At 64.2% G+C, this 14,270-nt stretch carries 15 protein-coding genes and 2 pseudogenes; 6 read left to right on the forward strand and 11 right to left on the reverse strand.

The annotated features are described in order from the left end of the window. Positions 1-433, forward strand: a pseudogene (locus H537_RS54790) (ISNCY family transposase); the annotation flags it as partial. 880 nt (positions 434-1,313) lie between these two features. Here the strand turns inward: H537_RS54790 and H537_RS54795 are convergent. From H537_RS54795 to H537_RS48010, 3 genes are all read right to left on the reverse strand, one after another. Next, on the reverse strand, positions 1,314-1,418 hold the full coding sequence (locus H537_RS54795) for a DUF4148 domain-containing protein (protein WP_169517180.1): 105 nt from the start codon (positions 1,416-1,418) through the stop codon (positions 1,314-1,316). A 15-nt stretch (positions 1,419-1,433) separates the two neighbouring features. Then, the gene (locus H537_RS0137615; RefSeq protein WP_029001974.1) at positions 1,434-1,655 is read right to left on the reverse strand and encodes a DUF4148 domain-containing protein; all 222 of its coding nucleotides are present in this window, start codon (positions 1,653-1,655) and stop codon (positions 1,434-1,436) included. A gap of 228 nt (positions 1,656-1,883) precedes the next feature. Beyond that, a complete protein-coding gene (locus H537_RS48010) occupies positions 1,884-3,167 on the reverse strand; it encodes a PxKF domain-containing protein (RefSeq protein ID WP_084151259.1) in 1,284 nt (427 codons plus the stop codon). A 218-nt stretch (positions 3,168-3,385) separates the two neighbouring features. Between H537_RS48010 and H537_RS54030 the strand changes: the two genes are divergently transcribed. The 3 genes and pseudogenes from H537_RS54030 to H537_RS0137625 all read left to right on the forward strand — a co-directional run bounded on the left by H537_RS54030 (position 3,386) and on the right by H537_RS0137625 (position 5,142). Then, positions 3,386-3,553, forward strand: coding sequence for a hypothetical protein (locus H537_RS54030; RefSeq protein WP_156902200.1), 168 nt, complete (start codon positions 3,386-3,388; stop codon positions 3,551-3,553). 526 nt (positions 3,554-4,079) lie between these two features. Then, positions 4,080-4,244 (forward strand): annotated as a pseudogene (locus H537_RS56965) (IS4/Tn5 family transposase DNA-binding protein); the annotation flags it as partial. 19 nt (positions 4,245-4,263) lie between these two features. Further along, positions 4,264-5,142 carry a hypothetical protein gene (locus H537_RS0137625; RefSeq protein ID WP_029001975.1) on the forward strand — a complete coding sequence of 293 codons (879 nt, stop codon included), beginning with the start codon at positions 4,264-4,266 and terminating at the stop codon, positions 5,140-5,142. Here the strand turns inward: H537_RS0137625 and H537_RS48015 are convergent. Next, positions 5,076-7,172, reverse strand: a complete 2,097-nt coding sequence (locus H537_RS48015; RefSeq protein ID WP_211235150.1) for a recombinase family protein — start codon at positions 7,170-7,172, stop codon at positions 5,076-5,078. The genes H537_RS0137625 and H537_RS48015 overlap by 67 nt on opposite strands. 208 nt (positions 7,173-7,380) lie before the next feature. Beyond that, a complete protein-coding gene (locus tag H537_RS54800; protein WP_029001976.1) occupies positions 7,381-7,596 on the reverse strand; it encodes a hypothetical protein in 216 nt (71 codons plus the stop codon). Between H537_RS54800 and H537_RS51960 the strand changes: the two genes are divergently transcribed. Next, entirely contained in the window at positions 7,543-7,794 is a 252-nt protein-coding gene (locus H537_RS51960) for an IS4 family transposase (protein ID WP_238446953.1), read from the forward strand. The two genes, H537_RS54800 and H537_RS51960, sit on opposite strands and share 54 nt — an antisense overlap. Before the next feature lie 31 nt (positions 7,795-7,825). Here the strand turns inward: H537_RS51960 and H537_RS0137640 are convergent, their stop codons facing one another. The 4 genes from H537_RS0137640 to H537_RS48025 form a co-directional block, all read right to left on the reverse strand. Further along, the gene (locus H537_RS0137640; RefSeq protein ID WP_156902203.1) at positions 7,826-8,254 is read right to left on the reverse strand and encodes a hypothetical protein; all 429 of its coding nucleotides are present in this window, start codon (positions 8,252-8,254) and stop codon (positions 7,826-7,828) included. Positions 8,255-8,792: 538 nt separating this feature from the next. Next, positions 8,793-9,488, reverse strand: a complete 696-nt coding sequence (locus H537_RS48020; protein WP_051244574.1) for a response regulator — start codon at positions 9,486-9,488, stop codon at positions 8,793-8,795. A gap of 255 nt (positions 9,489-9,743) precedes the next feature. After that, a complete protein-coding gene (locus H537_RS0137650; protein WP_029001978.1) occupies positions 9,744-10,463 on the reverse strand; it encodes a pirin family protein in 720 nt (239 codons plus the stop codon). 148 nt (positions 10,464-10,611) lie between these two features. Continuing rightward, on the reverse strand, positions 10,612-11,634 hold the full coding sequence (locus tag H537_RS48025; protein WP_375136359.1) for an MBL fold metallo-hydrolase: 1,023 nt from the start codon (positions 11,632-11,634) through the stop codon (positions 10,612-10,614). Between the two features lie 573 nt (positions 11,635-12,207). Between H537_RS48025 and H537_RS0137660 the strand changes: the two genes are divergently transcribed. Beyond that, on the forward strand, positions 12,208-12,426 hold the full coding sequence (locus H537_RS0137660; protein ID WP_029001979.1) for a hypothetical protein: 219 nt from the start codon (positions 12,208-12,210) through the stop codon (positions 12,424-12,426). 402 nt (positions 12,427-12,828) lie between these two features. On the opposite strand, the gene H537_RS54035 is transcribed toward H537_RS0137660, so the two are convergent. Then, positions 12,829-13,326: a hypothetical protein gene (locus H537_RS54035; RefSeq protein WP_156902204.1), complete on the reverse strand. Its 498-nt coding sequence runs from the start codon at positions 13,324-13,326 to the stop codon at positions 12,829-12,831. A 208-nt stretch (positions 13,327-13,534) separates the two neighbouring features. Then, positions 13,535-13,945 (reverse strand): OsmC family protein, encoded by a 411-nt coding sequence (locus tag H537_RS0137670; protein ID WP_029001980.1) that lies wholly within the window; start codon positions 13,943-13,945, stop codon positions 13,535-13,537. Positions 13,946-14,270: the final 325 nt, after the last annotated feature.

A 14,270-nucleotide genomic window follows, 5' to 3' on the forward strand; every position in this document is an offset into this window, starting at 1 on the left:
CATGAGCCGCCACGGCCATTGCGCGGGCGCGCTGGCCCCGGCGCTGGAGCGCTTCGCGCACGTGGCGCGCCGCTGGCACGCGGGACTGTTCCACTGCTACGACAACGCCGAGTTGCCACGCACCAACAACGCTCTCGAACAGCTGTTCGGCTCGTACCGCCATCACGAGCGGCGCACCACGGGTCGCAAGGCCGCCAGCCCTGCCACGGTGCTGCGCGGTGCGGTGCGACTGCTGGCGGCAACGGCTACGCGGGGGTGCTTGGTCACGGCACGCGAGCTCGCAAGTGCCAACCGACAACGCTGGCAGGAGTTACGACAACAACTGGAGCGGCGGCGCTGTGCGCGCGTGCAGCGCACGCGCTTCCGCCGCAATCCCGAGCACTACCTTGCTGGCCTGGAGCAGCTGGCCGATCAGTTGACTTTGCCGCCCTAGTTTTTTTGCGCCGGTGGCGCGCACGGCCCAGGTCGAAGTCCACGCAGGCCAAGCGTGCAGGTGTGACTCCATCACGCCCAAGCACTGGCGCGGCATGCTTTAGGCTGATTGGTCCCGGATTTGCTGAAGTGCCGACATCGGCGAGAGGGCAACCCCCAAAGGATTCGTGCCATGAAAGCCATCAGACAGAACGAACGAGAGACATGGAGCGAGGGCTTCGCTCATGGTCAAGTGCTTTCGGAAGTGGCCGGCGTCTGTCCATACCCGCGCGGCTCAGTTGAAGCCGATGCCTGGATGGATGGCTGGTACCAAGGCGCTCTCAAGACGGACGGTCTCGGCTATCGGGATGGCCCGGTCACGGAGCCTGGTACCAAGCTGGTCTGGCGGGACAAGCCCAGACCCCCAGGGCACGCCAGGCGCGACTATGCCGCTACAGCATGCGGCGGACGCTGCGCATGAGCTGCGGATGGCGCCGCCTCAGCGCCGTACGGCCTCCAGCCGCATGGCGAGCGGAGGCTTGAGTTGTGCACGACTTCGCTGTCTCGGATCCAGGCCAGCGCGCTGGGTCAGCGACTCACCACAAAGTGCCTTCCATGAAAACGCGTGACCATGAGGTCGGTCGCCGCATCCGCCACTAACCGGTGACGCTCAAGGCCGGCTTCAGGCTGGCGGCTGAAGGGGAGGGTGGGAACAACGCCGGTGACGTGACAAGAAGGAGAGCGGTGCCATTGGTATCGTCGCCGGCATTGCTTGAAAGCACCGTAGCCTTCTTGCCCAAGGTCGCCACGGCCGGCTCAATAGGCGAGGGACCTCGTCCATGAGTCCTGGGCTGGGATGCGCGAGCCGGCGCGGCGGGCATGCCGCACCGGTGCATGCCGGTTCAGTCGCCAGGGCCGTAGCTCTCTTGCAGACGCTGCAGCTCACCGCTGTCGCGGGCGCGGCGCAGTTCGCCCTTCACCTCGGCGCGGGTCTTGCCCCCTTGCATGGCCGGCGTACCTCTTTAGAAGCTGCGGCCAGCGGCGCCCGCTAGGGTGGCGCCCCGGTTCAAGCCTTCCCACCAAGTGCCGTAGTCATCGCTGTGGAGCCTTTGCAGCGAGCCATCGGTGCGTGCGTGCTCGAGCTCGGCCTTCACTTCGGCACGCGTGAGCGGCCTGTCCTGCGCCCAGGCTGCCGTGGAAGCCAGTGCAACATCCAGCGCTGCCATCGGGATGTGGAGCTTCATGGGCTTGTCCTCGCCAGCCTTGGTATGGGGCCGCCTGGTGCCACTGTAGGAGTCGCCGTGGCAGTAGGTGCAATCAAGTAGCGTGAGCAGGGATAACCGACTGCCACCAGCGCGGCGGCGGTAGGTGACGTCTATGTAGGCCAGTGCACTTTGATGTCGTGGACGAAGGACCAAGCCCAATCCGGTTCAGTCGAGGCCAAGTCACGCTGATCGCCCCACTGAACCGGTCTACCTGAAGCGGAAGAGGGCGCTGCGCTCGATGCCATCGGCGAAGCGCAGGGTCAGCCTGCGGCACTGGCCGGCCCAGGCGGGATCGGTTTTCCAGACGTAGGTGTAGGCGTTGGTCGGGGCGTCATAGCTCAGGCTGCTGTGGTCCGCAGCCACGGTCTGCTCGATTTCATCGGTGCGGGCGTCAGGGTTGCACACGACCCTCGATGCAGTTGGGTAGCCGCGGGCCAGGATGTCGAGGCCCTGGTTGCCCCCCAGGCCGAACGTCACCGGCACGGCCACGCCGGCCTTGAGCGTGTTGATGATCGGCGCCGCATTCACCGGAGCAACGAAGCCGCCGAAGCGGTAGCTGCTCCTGAGCGCCACCGTGTGATAGGCCCCGGCGGAGACCGCCATGATGTCGCGCAGCCCCTGCGGGACGCTCGCCTGGCCGGCGTTGTCGAGGCCCCAGGCCACCACCGTGCCGTCACGCTTGAGCGCCACCGTGTGGCTCTGCCCGCCGTCGACGGCACGCACGCCGCGCAGCCCGGCAGGTACGTCCGTCTGGCCCTTGAGGTTGTCGCCCCAGCCCACGACCGTGCCGTCGCTCTTGATCGCCAACGTGTAGGACCACCCTGCGGCGATGGCACGCACGCCCGTGAGGCCGGCAGGCACTTCCGTCTGGCCCAGGCCGTTGTAACCCCAGGCCACCACGGTGCCGTCGCTCTTGAGCGCCACCGTGTGGACCGCCCCGGCGGCGATGGCCACGACACCGCTCAGGCCAACGGGTACGTTCCTCTGGCCGTATCGGTTGCTGCCCCAGACCTCCACCGTGCCATTGGCGTTGAGCGCCACGGTGTGGTTATCCCCGGCGGCAATGGCTCGCACGCTGCGCAGCGTGGCGGGCACGTTCGTCTCGCCGTGGAAGTTGTAACCCCAGGCCACCACCGTGCCGTCGCTCCTGAGCGCCACCGTGTGGTAGCCCCCGGCGGCAATGGCCATGACACCGCTGAGCTGCAGCGGTACGTTCGTTTGGCCGTAAATATTGGAGCCCCAGGCCACCACCGTGCCGTCGCTCTTGAGCGCCACCGTGTGCCAGGACCCTGCAACAAGGGCCGTGATGCCGCGCAGGCCGGCGGGTACGCTTGTCTGACCTTCGCTTTTCTTGCCCCAGGCCACCACCGTGCCGGTCACGGCGGCATGCGCAGCACCCGACGTCATGCCCATCGATGGCATGACAAGTCCCATTCCGATCGACACCAGGACACGCAGACGGGCCATCGTGGATTGATGTGCGGTTTCCATGGTGCAACTCCTTGCCGGTGACGACCGGCCAAGCGGTTAAACCGCCTGACGAAGGAATCGTAGGCCCACCGCATCAGCGCGTGGCAATGCCTATCTCGACGACAAGTGAAGCACCCCCTTGGCCTGACGTCATCCGATTTGCAGCCACGCGCGTTCTGTGTCTTCGCGCGGCCCGTGGGGCCATTATTGCCAGGGCGAAAAATGAAGGAGGCCAGAAAATGAATTCCACGAATGCCGCCGTGCTGGGGCTTATCGCATTCGGCGGTGCTGCGGCTGTTGTCGCTCTCAGACTGGTCGGGCACCAGCCGCGTGCTGGTGCGGCGCTGCTGTGGCTTGGCATCGCTTCAGGTGCGGCATCGGGCGTGCTCTTGGCGGTGTCGCTGTAGCGGCTTGCCGCCAGCGGCGGTGACGTGCGTGCTCCTGGCAGTGGGATGCACCCGAAGCGCAAAGCAACCTGCAGGTTTTCACAACAGGCTGCAGGCGCGTGACGGGCGACACTGGGCTTTGACGCCCTGTTGCTGGGCCGGCTGGTACTGAGGCGCTCACGGCGCAGTCATTGAAAGCGGGAAAGCCGCCGAGCCGCCTGCCGCTGCAGACGACCCGGCATGTCCCCGGGTCGGTGCAGATGGCCCGTGGCAGGAATCTGCTGCACACGCCGGCATTACAGCATCTGCCGGTCAGATGGAGTTGCATGCGTCCTGGGCGGCGGCAACCACGTGCTCGTTCAGCGCGCATCGCCCTACTTGGCGCCTGTCCTTTGCTTTCCGGTGTCTGGACTGTGCCGCGCGATCGGTGATACCGGAGCCAGCAGCGACGCCGTTCTTCGACTTGACATCCTCCTCGGCCTGAAGGCCTCGTCTTTACCCACATCTTTCAGAATGTGGCTGACCACAGGATGTACGAGGTGGTGCCATGGACGGGGACGAGTTGTGGATTGCTGAGCAGTTTGCCGCCTCAGAACTCGGTGATGTCAGGCGTTCGCGCCGGGCGTGCCGCCTGGCGTTGGGCATGATGCAGGCGCCAGGCAAAGGAATTCCCGTTCAAACGCAAAGCTGGGGCAACTGCAAGGCAGCCTACCGACTCTTGCACTGTGCCGATGTCACGCGCCGATGCGTTGCTGCAGCCGCACCTGCAGCACACCCGCTCGGCGGCGGCGCAGGTGCCCGTGACGTTGTTCGTGCAGGACACCACCACGCTGGACTTCTCGCAAATGGAGCAAGCACACGGGTATGGACCCATCGGTAACCATGCCGGCAACGGGTTGTTCGCGCATAACTTGCTGGCGCTGACACCCAGCGGCCAAGTCTTTGGGCTGGCGGCGCAGCTGTGCTGGGCTCGTGTTGCCGGGGTAACGCACAAGCACACCGAAACCCGGACACAGCGCTACGCCCGGGCGAACAAGGAATCCGAGGTTTGGCCCAAGGTGCTGGAGGCGGTAGGTCGGGTGCCGCAAGGCTGCCGCTGGATCGGCATCGGGGACCGGGGCAGTGATTCGTTTGACTACTGGAGTCGTGCCGTATCGCTGGGCTGGCAATGCCTGTCGAGGATCTTCACCAACCGGCGCACCGCCCATAACGGCCACTTGCTCACGCAGGCCCGGGCACTGCCCGTCCAGGGGCGACTGCAGTTGCATCAGCGCGCCCGCCCCGGGCAGGCGGCGCGCACGCTGCACTTGAACTTGGCCTGGCGTGAAGTCCAGGTGCTGCCTACCCGCAACGTCCCTGCGCTTGCTGGCTTCCCCCCACTGGCAGCCAGCGTGGTGCGCTGCTGGGATGCGCGTAACGACGTGGAATGGCTGCTGCTGGCCACGTGGCCCATCAACAACTTCGACGACGCAGCCCAATGTGTGCTCTGGTACGAGCAGCGCTGGTCCATTGAGATCGACCAGTCATGTTGCCTCCGTAAGAGTCAATGCCATGCCCGCGAGCGCGATCGCAGTGCGCGCAGCCTTGCGAGTTCGGCTTCGTCAGCCTGAATGAGCCACATGCGGTGTGCCGTCTGATCAGCCCGACGCCCTTGCAGCCAACCGCGCCGCAGCCAGCTGAACAGGGTTGGCTGTGGAATGGACAGCCGATGAGCTAGCTCCGCGATGGTCCACTCATTAGCGCCCCGATCCTCAATCTTGTCGCGGTTGCAACGACGTGGACTGCGAAGCCCCTGAGCAACCAACAACGTTTGCACCATGCTCTCATTGAAGGTCGAGCGGCGTTTAGCCGGGCGCCACCCTTCGGCGTTGAGGCGGCTGGCAATTGCTGTAATGGTCTCGTGTTCGGCATGCAGATCGGCCACACGTTGTAGTAGTTGAGGGTAGTAACTCAACTGATCCAGGCGTGCTACGGGCCGTACCAGCGTTGCTCCGGTGGCATGCCCTCCCACCCAGTGAAGCTGCACATCGACGAGTTCGCTTTCGCCTAGGACCGTTACCACGACCCGCTCGACCAACTGCCTGATGATGGCCTGTCGCTCAGCCGCAGTAGTCGTCGGCGCATGCCACAGCGCCGGGATATCGACTGCAAGGCGGCGGATGGCTTGGCGCTCAGCTTCGCCCAGCGTAGCTGGTTGTTGAGCTTCGAAGCGCGCATACTCGGCTTGCAGTTGAAGTTCGGTCTGCAGGGCTTGCTCCCACTGTCGCTCCAGCGTGCGCGCTACCAGGCGGTTCTCCGGCTCAATGGCGTCGTATTGCCGCTGTGCCCGCCCAGCCTCATGGCGGGCGCGTTCCAAGCGCTGCTGCCAATGGCGATGCAGTTGTGCGCGCTCAGCTTGCACGTCCTCAATGGCCTTGAGGCTGACCTCCAGAGCTGCGGGCTGCAGGGCGGCCAGCACTTGCCGGCAGACCCAGTCATCCAAGGGCTGCCCCACGAGGGACTGGCAAAGTGGCTGGGCATGTTCCACCATCATGGTGATGCAGCAGTAGCGCAAGTCGTGTCCGTTGTTGCAATACCGGGCCGCCATGCGAAGTCCACATCGCCCGCACACGACCAGCCCCGACAGTAGCGATGGACCGTGCCGGATAGTGCCTTTGACCTGGGCGAGATTGGACTCGATTTGACGCACGTTGGCTTCAAACTGCTCCCAGCTGATGTAGGCCGGCAGTCGATCCTTGAGCAGTACGTCCCACTCTCCCATAGCCACCACCTGCCGTCCCGTGCTCGGTCTCCCGGGCTGCTGCCGCCGCGGGTCAATGCGACGGCGGCCATACACATAGGCACCGGCATAGATGGGGTTGTGTAGCAGGCATGACAGCGTCACCCGGCTGGGCGCATGCCACTGCAGCTGGCCCTGGTCTTTGCCGCTGAGCACGCGGCATGGAAGATCGATGTGGTTGCGTACAAGGTACTGCAGCACGCCGTTGATCGTCCCACAGCGCGCAAACTGCTCGAAGATCAGTGCCACAACCGACTGCGCCTGCTCATCCGGGTCCTTGACCACTTCTCCCGAAGGCAGCCGAATATAGCCAATCGGTACGAGCACACCCAGTTCCCCGCGCGCAGCCTTGGCTCGTTTACCAGCAAGCATGCGTTGCTTGAGCATGTGCAGTTCGGCTTCCGACATGGTTCCCTTGAGTCCCAACAACAAACGATCGTTGTAGTCCGTAGGGTCATAGACACCGTCCAGATCGCCGATCAACGTGCCAAAGAGCCCGCACACCTCCAGCAGTTGGTAGCAGTCTCGGCACGAGCGCGCCAGACGCGACATCTCGATACCCAGCACAATGCCCACTTGGTCCAAAGCAACCTTGCTGAGCAGGCGCTGGAATCCATCACGTCCCTCAACCGACGTGCCGGACTTGCCCAGGTCCTCGTCTATCACCTCAATTTGGTGGCGTTCCCAGCCCAACGACCAAGCACGTTCTACCAGTCCATACTGCAGCCGCGTCGACTCCTGGTGTCGCTCCAGCTGCTGCAGTGTCGACTGACGCACGTACACCAGTGCCAAGCGCTCCAGGTGCACGCCAGTGACCTTCTCGCTGTGCTGCCGCGAGCGCCCTACCATCACGGCACTCATGCTCGCTCTCCTTTGCGCCCTGGGCAGACTCCAACTGCCGCAGGGCCAACTGGCTCAGCCAGTAAACCAGGCACCGCCGCTGTAGTTGCGGTAGCACAGTCCAGCCCACCGCCTCCAGGCAAGCGTTCATGACGACCTCGTCGCTCAACCCATTGCACCAGGCCCAGCAAGGCCTCACGAACTAATTTCGGCGGCACATCCGCGCTTGTCAAACGTATAGAGGCGTTGTCATTGGGGTATCGAGGAGTTCCATAAATGCCTGAAATCGGGCTGCAACATCGAACGCTCTCAGCTCAAGCAGGCACATGCCGTCGAGGCGCTGCTGGGCTTCTGCAGCGTCGTGGCTGTGCGCTTGCTGGCGTTGCAGCGCGTGGCGCGCTGTTGTACCGATGATCCCGCTGCGGCGCATGTCGATGAAGATCATCTGACGGTGCTATGTGCCAAACGCAACGTCGAGCTTCAAGCCCTGACCATACAAGGCTACCTGCGCGAGGTGGCCCGGCTCGGTGGCTTCCTTGCTCGAACTCACGATGGCGATCCAGGATGGCAGACGTTGTGGAGAGGATTGACGTTGCTTGACGCTTGGGTCGATGGTTACCAACTCGCCAAAAAATGTGGGTAAAGACGAGCCCTGAAGGACGGGGCTTGCCGCGCTACTGGTCAACGACTGTCCGGCAGCCCGACATGCAAGCTTCATCGCTGCTGCGCTGGACCGTGGCGGCCATCCTGGTCGGCGCCGCGGCGCTGTCCCAGGCGCACTCCGGCGGTTCCTCGGGTGGCAGCAGCGGCTCCACGAGCGGTGGCTCGGGTGGCGCCAGCGCTCCAAGCGCGGCCAGCACCACAGGCAGCGGCAGTGGTGCCACTACCAGCAGCAGCTCGTCCAAACACACCAAGCAGCAATCCGGTTCCATCGGCAAGGGCACGAGCGGATCGACCACGGACAGCGGCTTGCCGGGCGGCCGCAGCTTCGGCACTGGTTCGACCAGCGCCGGTAGCTCAGGTTCAGGCTCAGGCTCCTCAGGCTCGGGCTCGAGTGGCGCTTCCAGCGACGGTTCGTCGCGCCGATCGCCGGCAGCGGACAACGAGACGGGGCCTGCGCCGGCACGCTTGAAGGCATCGCGCCAGGCGGCTGCGGCACGTTCACGTGCCAGTCAGCAGGTTTTGCCTTTCTGAGGAACGTCCGCGATGGTGTCCTTATGGGGGTGCGCGGGCTTCTGACACGCACCCTACTGGCGGTTAGCCCCTTCGTGCCTTGAACCAATCGAAGCGTCGCTTGATGGATTGCTTGGGGTGGCGTTATCGCCGATGGCGTTCCACGGTGTGGATACCGGACCAGCATTGAGCCGTCTTCTCTCGACCGGCCGACGACCTGATGAGCCAAGGACCATACTGCCAGAGCCAGGAAGCGATGCTTCCATGGTGACCAGACTCGGTGTGCTGGGCGTGGTGTTGACCCGGCGCCGCAAGGGGCCCGCGGATCGCGGCCCAATCAGGGCCACACACGCACCAGGCACTGTTGCGGGGGCAACCTACCGTACCGCAAAAGGCGGCAGCACTGCTGAACTGGCACTGGAAGCCGCAGACAACTGGAAGTGGGTTGCCGCTTGCGCTGCTACACCGTCAGCGCCGCCAGGCCGCAGCTCCTGAATAGCCGGTGCCTGCGCTGCTGGAGTGGCTGAAAAGCCCCAACCGCTGTGCCTCCAGCGCGGCCTCGGCGCGCGAGCTCACGTTGAGCTTGCGATAGATTTGCTTGACGTAGTCAGCAATGGTGTGGCGCGACAGGTTCAGCTGCACGCCGATCTCGGGCAACGTGAAGCCCTTGGCCACGCGCAGCAGTACGTCTCGTTCCCGCTCGGTGAGGTTGACGTGCGGCATGAGATCGGCCTGTGGCTTGGCCTGCGCAGCGAAATAGGCCAGGACACGGCGTGCGATGGAAGGCGACAGCGGCGGCTCGCCATGGCTGATGCGCTGCAGTTGCTCGGTGATGAACTCGCGAGGCTGCTCCTTGAGGATGTAGCCCCAGGCGCCGGCCTGCAGTGCGGGAAAGAGATGCTCGTCGTCGTCATGAATAGAAACCACCACGGACTGCGCCTGAGGCTGATGCTGGCGCAGTGCCGCTACCACGTCCACACCCGAGCCATCGGGCAGACCCAGGTCGACCAGCGCAAGATCAAAGTTCACCACCGACAACAAGCCCATTGCATCGTGCACCCGGGCACTTTCGGCAATCGTGGCATCCGGGAATACCGCCAGTACCAGGCTCTTGAGCCAGCTGCGAATCTGAGGCAAATCCTCTAGAAGCAGAATGTTGTTCATACAACCCCCCGTTGCGAAATGCAATTGCATGCTACCAATTGCAGTGTCTCGCCATCCGGAATTGAGTGCCCCTGTTTGAAGGGTGCAAAGGAAGCGTTGTAATGGCTGCTCGGGTTTCACGAAGCAAACGTCACTCTGAGACTTTTTCGCTGATACGGGGCCCTGAATACCCGGCCGGGCCGATGAACGCGGCGAGAAAGCGAAAGCCAGAGGCGGCCTGCCTTCACTCGGCTCGCCTGTAGCACTGCGGGCGCCTCATGGAAGATCGAACCACAGCCAGGCGGCCGCCGTCGTGGGCCTGAGGGTGAGGTGGCGAACCGTGGACAGTTGCAGCGCGTCGCCGCCACGCAGTTCCAGCGCCGTGGCCTGTGCCTGCGCGTCGACCTCCACGACGCCTTCGAGCAACTGCAGCCAGCCGAATCGCCCTGGCGCCAGCGCGTGCGCGCACTGGGTCCCTGGTCCGGCGCGACTGGCCCAGATGCGCACTGGTGCCCGAAGGCGCAGGGCGTCGTCCTGTTCACCAGGGTCTGCAATCAGGCGGGGCTCGGGCGATCCCGGGTCGAGGGCCCCGCGCAGCAGTTGGTAGCGCGGTGGCGCCTTGTCGGCGTCGGCATGCAACCAGATCTGAAAGAGATGGGTTGGCATGTCCGGGGATGGATTGCGCTCGGTGTGGCGGATGCCGGAGCCGGCGCTGATGCACTGCACGTCGCCGGCATGCAGCAGTCCCCGGTGACCCGCAGAATCGGAATGCGCCAGCGTGCCGGCCAGCATGAACGTCAGGATGTCGAAGTGGTCGTGCGCATGCTCCGGAAACCAGGAGCCGCCGGTGATCACGTCCTCGTTGATGACCCGCAGGGCGCGAAAGCCCATTCTGGTCGGGTCATTGAAGCTGCCAAACGAGAACGTGTGATGCGCGTTGAGCCAACCGGTTCTGGTTCGGCCTCTCGCGTGCCGGTCATGGAAGACATCTGCCACAGGTCAACACCTCCAAGGAACTGCGCCGAGTATGCAAACGGGCGCATACGAGTCAATGTAGACCAGCTTGCCGACCGGCTGGATTTCCGGTGCTGGAGGGTGCCGTGCTCCTTCAGCGCTGACGGCAGGGTACGTTGGGACCTTGTCTTCAGATCTCCAGCAGATCGCGTCCGACGACGATGGGCCCGCCATAGTGCCGGCGCACCCCGTCGGTCCACATCGCGTCGGTGATCGTGTCGTCGTCACCGGGCACGAAATGCGACAGCACCAGCGTCTTCACACCGGCAGCGGCCGCCACGCGGCCCACGTCCTCGGGCACGGTGTGGCTGTCCATCATGTGCTTGCGCAGCGTTACCGCGTTGGGCACGCGCGCCAGCAGCCGGTCGATGCCGGGCTCGTACAGGATCTCGTGGATCAGCACGTCCGCGCCACGGGACAGCTCGATCAGCTCAGGCGAGTACGTGGTGTCGCCCGAGACGACAATCGAGCGGTCAGCCGTGTCGAAACGGAAGGCGTAAGCCTGTTCGATGGGCGGATGGCGCACGCGGGCAGCGGTGACCGTCACGTCGGCGTTGCGCAGTACCAGGCCCGGGCGGTCGATCTCGTGCGCCACCAGCAGTTGGCGCAGGTCGGGGCGGCCCTCGTCGGCCATGCGCGTTTCGATGTCGAAGCGCATGAAAGCCATGAAGTCGCGCGTCATCTGCGCGATCGGCGGCGGGCCGTAGGCGTGCACCGGCACGTTCAGCCCGGTCGCCCAGGCGTTGTAGACGACGGCGCCGTACTCCAGGTTGTGGTCCGAGTGCTGGTGGGTGATGAATACGTGGCGCAGGGTGTTGAGCGGCACGTTGGCGCGCACGAGCTGCCGGCTCACGCCGTAGCCGCAGTCGACGAGATACGGCACGCCGGCGACGACGATCAGCGTCGCGGGGTTGGAGCGACCGGCGCCACCGACGCGAGGACCGCCTTTCGTGCCGAGCAGCACGATGCGTGTAGGGGGGCCGGAGCTGGCTTTCGACAGCGATGCAGGGGGGACTGCCATTGGCGCGGTCCGGCTGGGCTGCGCGCAGCCGGTGAGTAGCAGCCCGATCCCCGTGCCGAAGACCGCAGCGCCGACGAGCAGACGGCGTCGGTCACCGCTGAAAGCAAGGCGGCGGGTCTGAGGGAAAGACATCATGGGCCGGCCTCCGCAAGGTGGCACGCCCGTCGACAGGCCCAGGTCCGACGCGAAACGACGGTGGCACCAGACCGATCGTCGGTCGACCGCTGCCTGCCGGGCGTGCTGCGAGGATTCTGGTACGCGCCCTGGCCTCTGTCATCAGCGTGCGCCCCGGCACAAGCCTTCAGTGCTGACCCAGCGGGCTACAGCAGTGCATTGGAAGGCCCGACAAAGAAACAGCCCGTCATGGTGGGCGGGCTGTGGAAACCCCGGTTCTGGACGTTCGGGCTGGCTGAGCGCGCGAGTGGAGAAGGCCAAATGGTTGCTCTGACACGGCCGCCAGCAGGAGTGCCTGCAACGCGTTGAAAGTTTGCGTCGCGACACCGGCTGCGCAGCCTCGTCAACGACCTGCAGAGCTACGCTGACTGGTTCATTGGCTACGCGAAGCGGTATCAGCAGCGCCGGACGGTCTTCACCAAGGGTGCAGGGGGCGCGTCGCCACTCATCGGTGGTAAAAAGCGCACCGCTATTTGTGCGTCTTCAAGTTTCATCCTGCGGCGCGCGAGATTGTCAACCAAAGGAGAAGTAATGCTTAGTAGAGAGATCAGTATCCACGTTGAGGGAAAAACCGAATCGGACGTTGAAAAGGCCATTAAGGAAGCGTTTCGTCTGATCCGGGGCGGCGATATGAGCGGCAATGACGGCACCTCAAGATACAACTACAACTTCGACGTCCAGGAAAGTGGAGAGGAGGAGTTGGGAGAGGAAGGCGAGGATGAAGATGATGAGACGGGCTACGAAGAATAAGATATTTCAATAAATATTTACTGACCCTCTTCAAGGCGGCTATTTCACCTTGCAAGGCAATGGCGCATCTACTGCCGCATTAATGCATTCGGAAGCGGCGCGTTTTGCGTTTGTGATGCCAATATAAACCGTTCTCATGATGGAATGCGTGGCGTCAATGCATTCTCAACCCGCTGCTACTGCAAGTGTGGCGTTCCTGCTTGCGAAGACACTATGCGGTGGTTTCCAGTCGCTGCTTATCCGGCGGTCGCTCTTGGTTCAGCTCAACGCCATGCATGTCCCGCTTTATGCCGGGGCAGTGGCAGGCAGGTGGCGGCTAATAGATTAAATTATCGGCTCGCTGTATCTATGCCAGTCGAATCGGCTTTAGACGCCGAGATTCCTGTTGATTCAGCAGGCGAGTCAGAGCAGCACGTCCTCGCCCAGCAGCCGCCCGGCATGCCCGGAAGGCTGTGGTTGTGACTGCTGTGCCTTGAGCAGCGCCGGTACCAGGTTGTAGTGGTGGGCGATCACGTCGTCGAGGTTTTCGAACACGCCGTTATGGCCCCAGCGACCGGTCAAGACAACGCTCCGCAGGGGCGGCGTTCGAAACCGGAAGCGGTCCGCCGTCTGGCTCTTGACACTCGCGCGTCCGGAGTCAAGAAAGGCGCCGTGCTTGCCCACCGACAGCTGCGGAACAGCCAGCGCATGGAACTCGAAGTCCCAGAACCGGGTGCCTCCATGGCAAACCACGCAGCAACCTTTCCCAAAGAAAACCAGAGCGGCACGCTTTTGCCGGGGGGCCAGCGCTGCGTTGTTTGCCGAAACGTGGTGATCCCACGGTGCTGGCTGCAGGTCGATTGCAGCGCCGATGTAGGCCGCCAGGGCATTTCCAAGCTGTGCCGTTCCAGCTTGCTCCACTGGGAGCCCGGGATACGCTGCGGACAGCAGCCGGCGGTATTCCTGCTGCGTCGGGTTCGCCGCCGTGTCCGACGGCCCGGTCAGTTTTTCATTCAGACAACATATCCGGGGCTACCAGTGCGCGGGCGTAGGCAGGCGACATGGAATGCATGCTGCCAATCGATCGAGTCCTCCTTGCCGCAGCGTTCCTGGCGGCCTTCCTCTACGGTTACAGGCGGGCCGGCGCCAGCTCGGTCACGACCTCGGTGGTCGATTGCGTCATCAGCTTGTGCACCGGGCACTTGGCTGCGACGTTCAGCAGTTCCTGGCGCTGCGCATCGGTCAGCGCACCCGTGATGTCCAGCGTCACGCGCAGCCGATAGACGCCTCGGCGTTCTTCGCTGTCGTCGCGCTCGACGCTCGCGCGGATGTCCTCGACAGGGATGTGCTTGCGTTGCGCGTACCACAGCGTCGTCAATGCCTTGCACGCGCCGAGCGCGCTGTCGTAGAGCTCGTGCGGCGTCACGCCCAGGTCCTCGCCGCCGTTGCCCGGAGGCTCGTCGACCGCGAGCGCATGGTTTCGCACGTGGACCGTGTGCTTCATCTTGTGCGACAGGTCGCGCGCCACTTCGATGGTCATGGGTGTCAGCTTCGATGCCTTGGTCAGGTATTGTCGCTGCCTGCGCGCATCGATGGCAGGTACCGGGGCGGCGTGATGCAGCAGCCGAGTCCCCGGGGCCTGCAGCTCCTCTCAGCATTCATCCCGGTGGCGTGCTCGTCGAGGACCCGATGGCGCCTGCATGGGACGACCCGGCCGCGTCGCGGGCTATCTCGGTGCCACATGCCAGTATCCGGCTTCAGCGCCCGGATGCCCTCGGCCATCCAGGCAGTTCCTCACGTGCCCGCCTGCGCGGCTTTGCTGGGTCGACCTCAGCTGGCCAAGTCCTCGCGCTGCCTCGGTAGAG

The sequence above is a fragment of the Azohydromonas australica DSM 1124 genome (assembly GCF_000430725.1).
Classification (GTDB): Bacteria; Pseudomonadota; Gammaproteobacteria; order Burkholderiales; family Burkholderiaceae_C; genus Azohydromonas; species Azohydromonas australica.

Bases quoted from the DNA above. Each gene is read 5' to 3' on its own strand.
- H537_RS54030 (WP_156902200.1), top strand. From the start codon at position 3,386: ATGAATTCCACGAATGCCGCCGTGCTGGGGCTTATCGCATTCGGCGGT.
- H537_RS0137615 (WP_029001974.1), bottom strand. From the start codon at position 1,655: ATGAAGCTCCACATCCCGATGGCAGCGCTGGATGTTGCACTGGCTTCC.
- H537_RS48025 (WP_375136359.1), bottom strand. From the start codon at position 11,634: ATGTCTTTCCCTCAGACCCGCCGCCTTGCTTTCAGCGGTGACCGACGC.
- H537_RS54795 (WP_169517180.1), bottom strand. From the start codon at position 1,418: ATGCAAGGGGGCAAGACCCGCGCCGAGGTGAAGGGCGAACTGCGCCGC.
- H537_RS0137660 (WP_029001979.1), top strand. From the start codon at position 12,208: ATGCTTAGTAGAGAGATCAGTATCCACGTTGAGGGAAAAACCGAATCG.
- H537_RS48015 (WP_211235150.1), bottom strand. From the start codon at position 7,172: ATGAGTGCCGTGATGGTAGGGCGCTCGCGGCAGCACAGCGAGAAGGTC.
- H537_RS48020 (WP_051244574.1), bottom strand. From the start codon at position 9,488: ATGAACAACATTCTGCTTCTAGAGGATTTGCCTCAGATTCGCAGCTGG.
- H537_RS0137670 (WP_029001980.1), bottom strand. From the start codon at position 13,945: ATGACCATCGAAGTGGCGCGCGACCTGTCGCACAAGATGAAGCACACG.
- H537_RS0137625 (WP_029001975.1), top strand. From the start codon at position 4,264: ATGTCACGCGCCGATGCGTTGCTGCAGCCGCACCTGCAGCACACCCGC.
- H537_RS48010 (WP_084151259.1), bottom strand. From the start codon at position 3,167: ATGGAAACCGCACATCAATCCACGATGGCCCGTCTGCGTGTCCTGGTG.
- H537_RS54800 (WP_029001976.1), bottom strand. From the start codon at position 7,596: ATGATCTTCATCGACATGCGCCGCAGCGGGATCATCGGTACAACAGCG.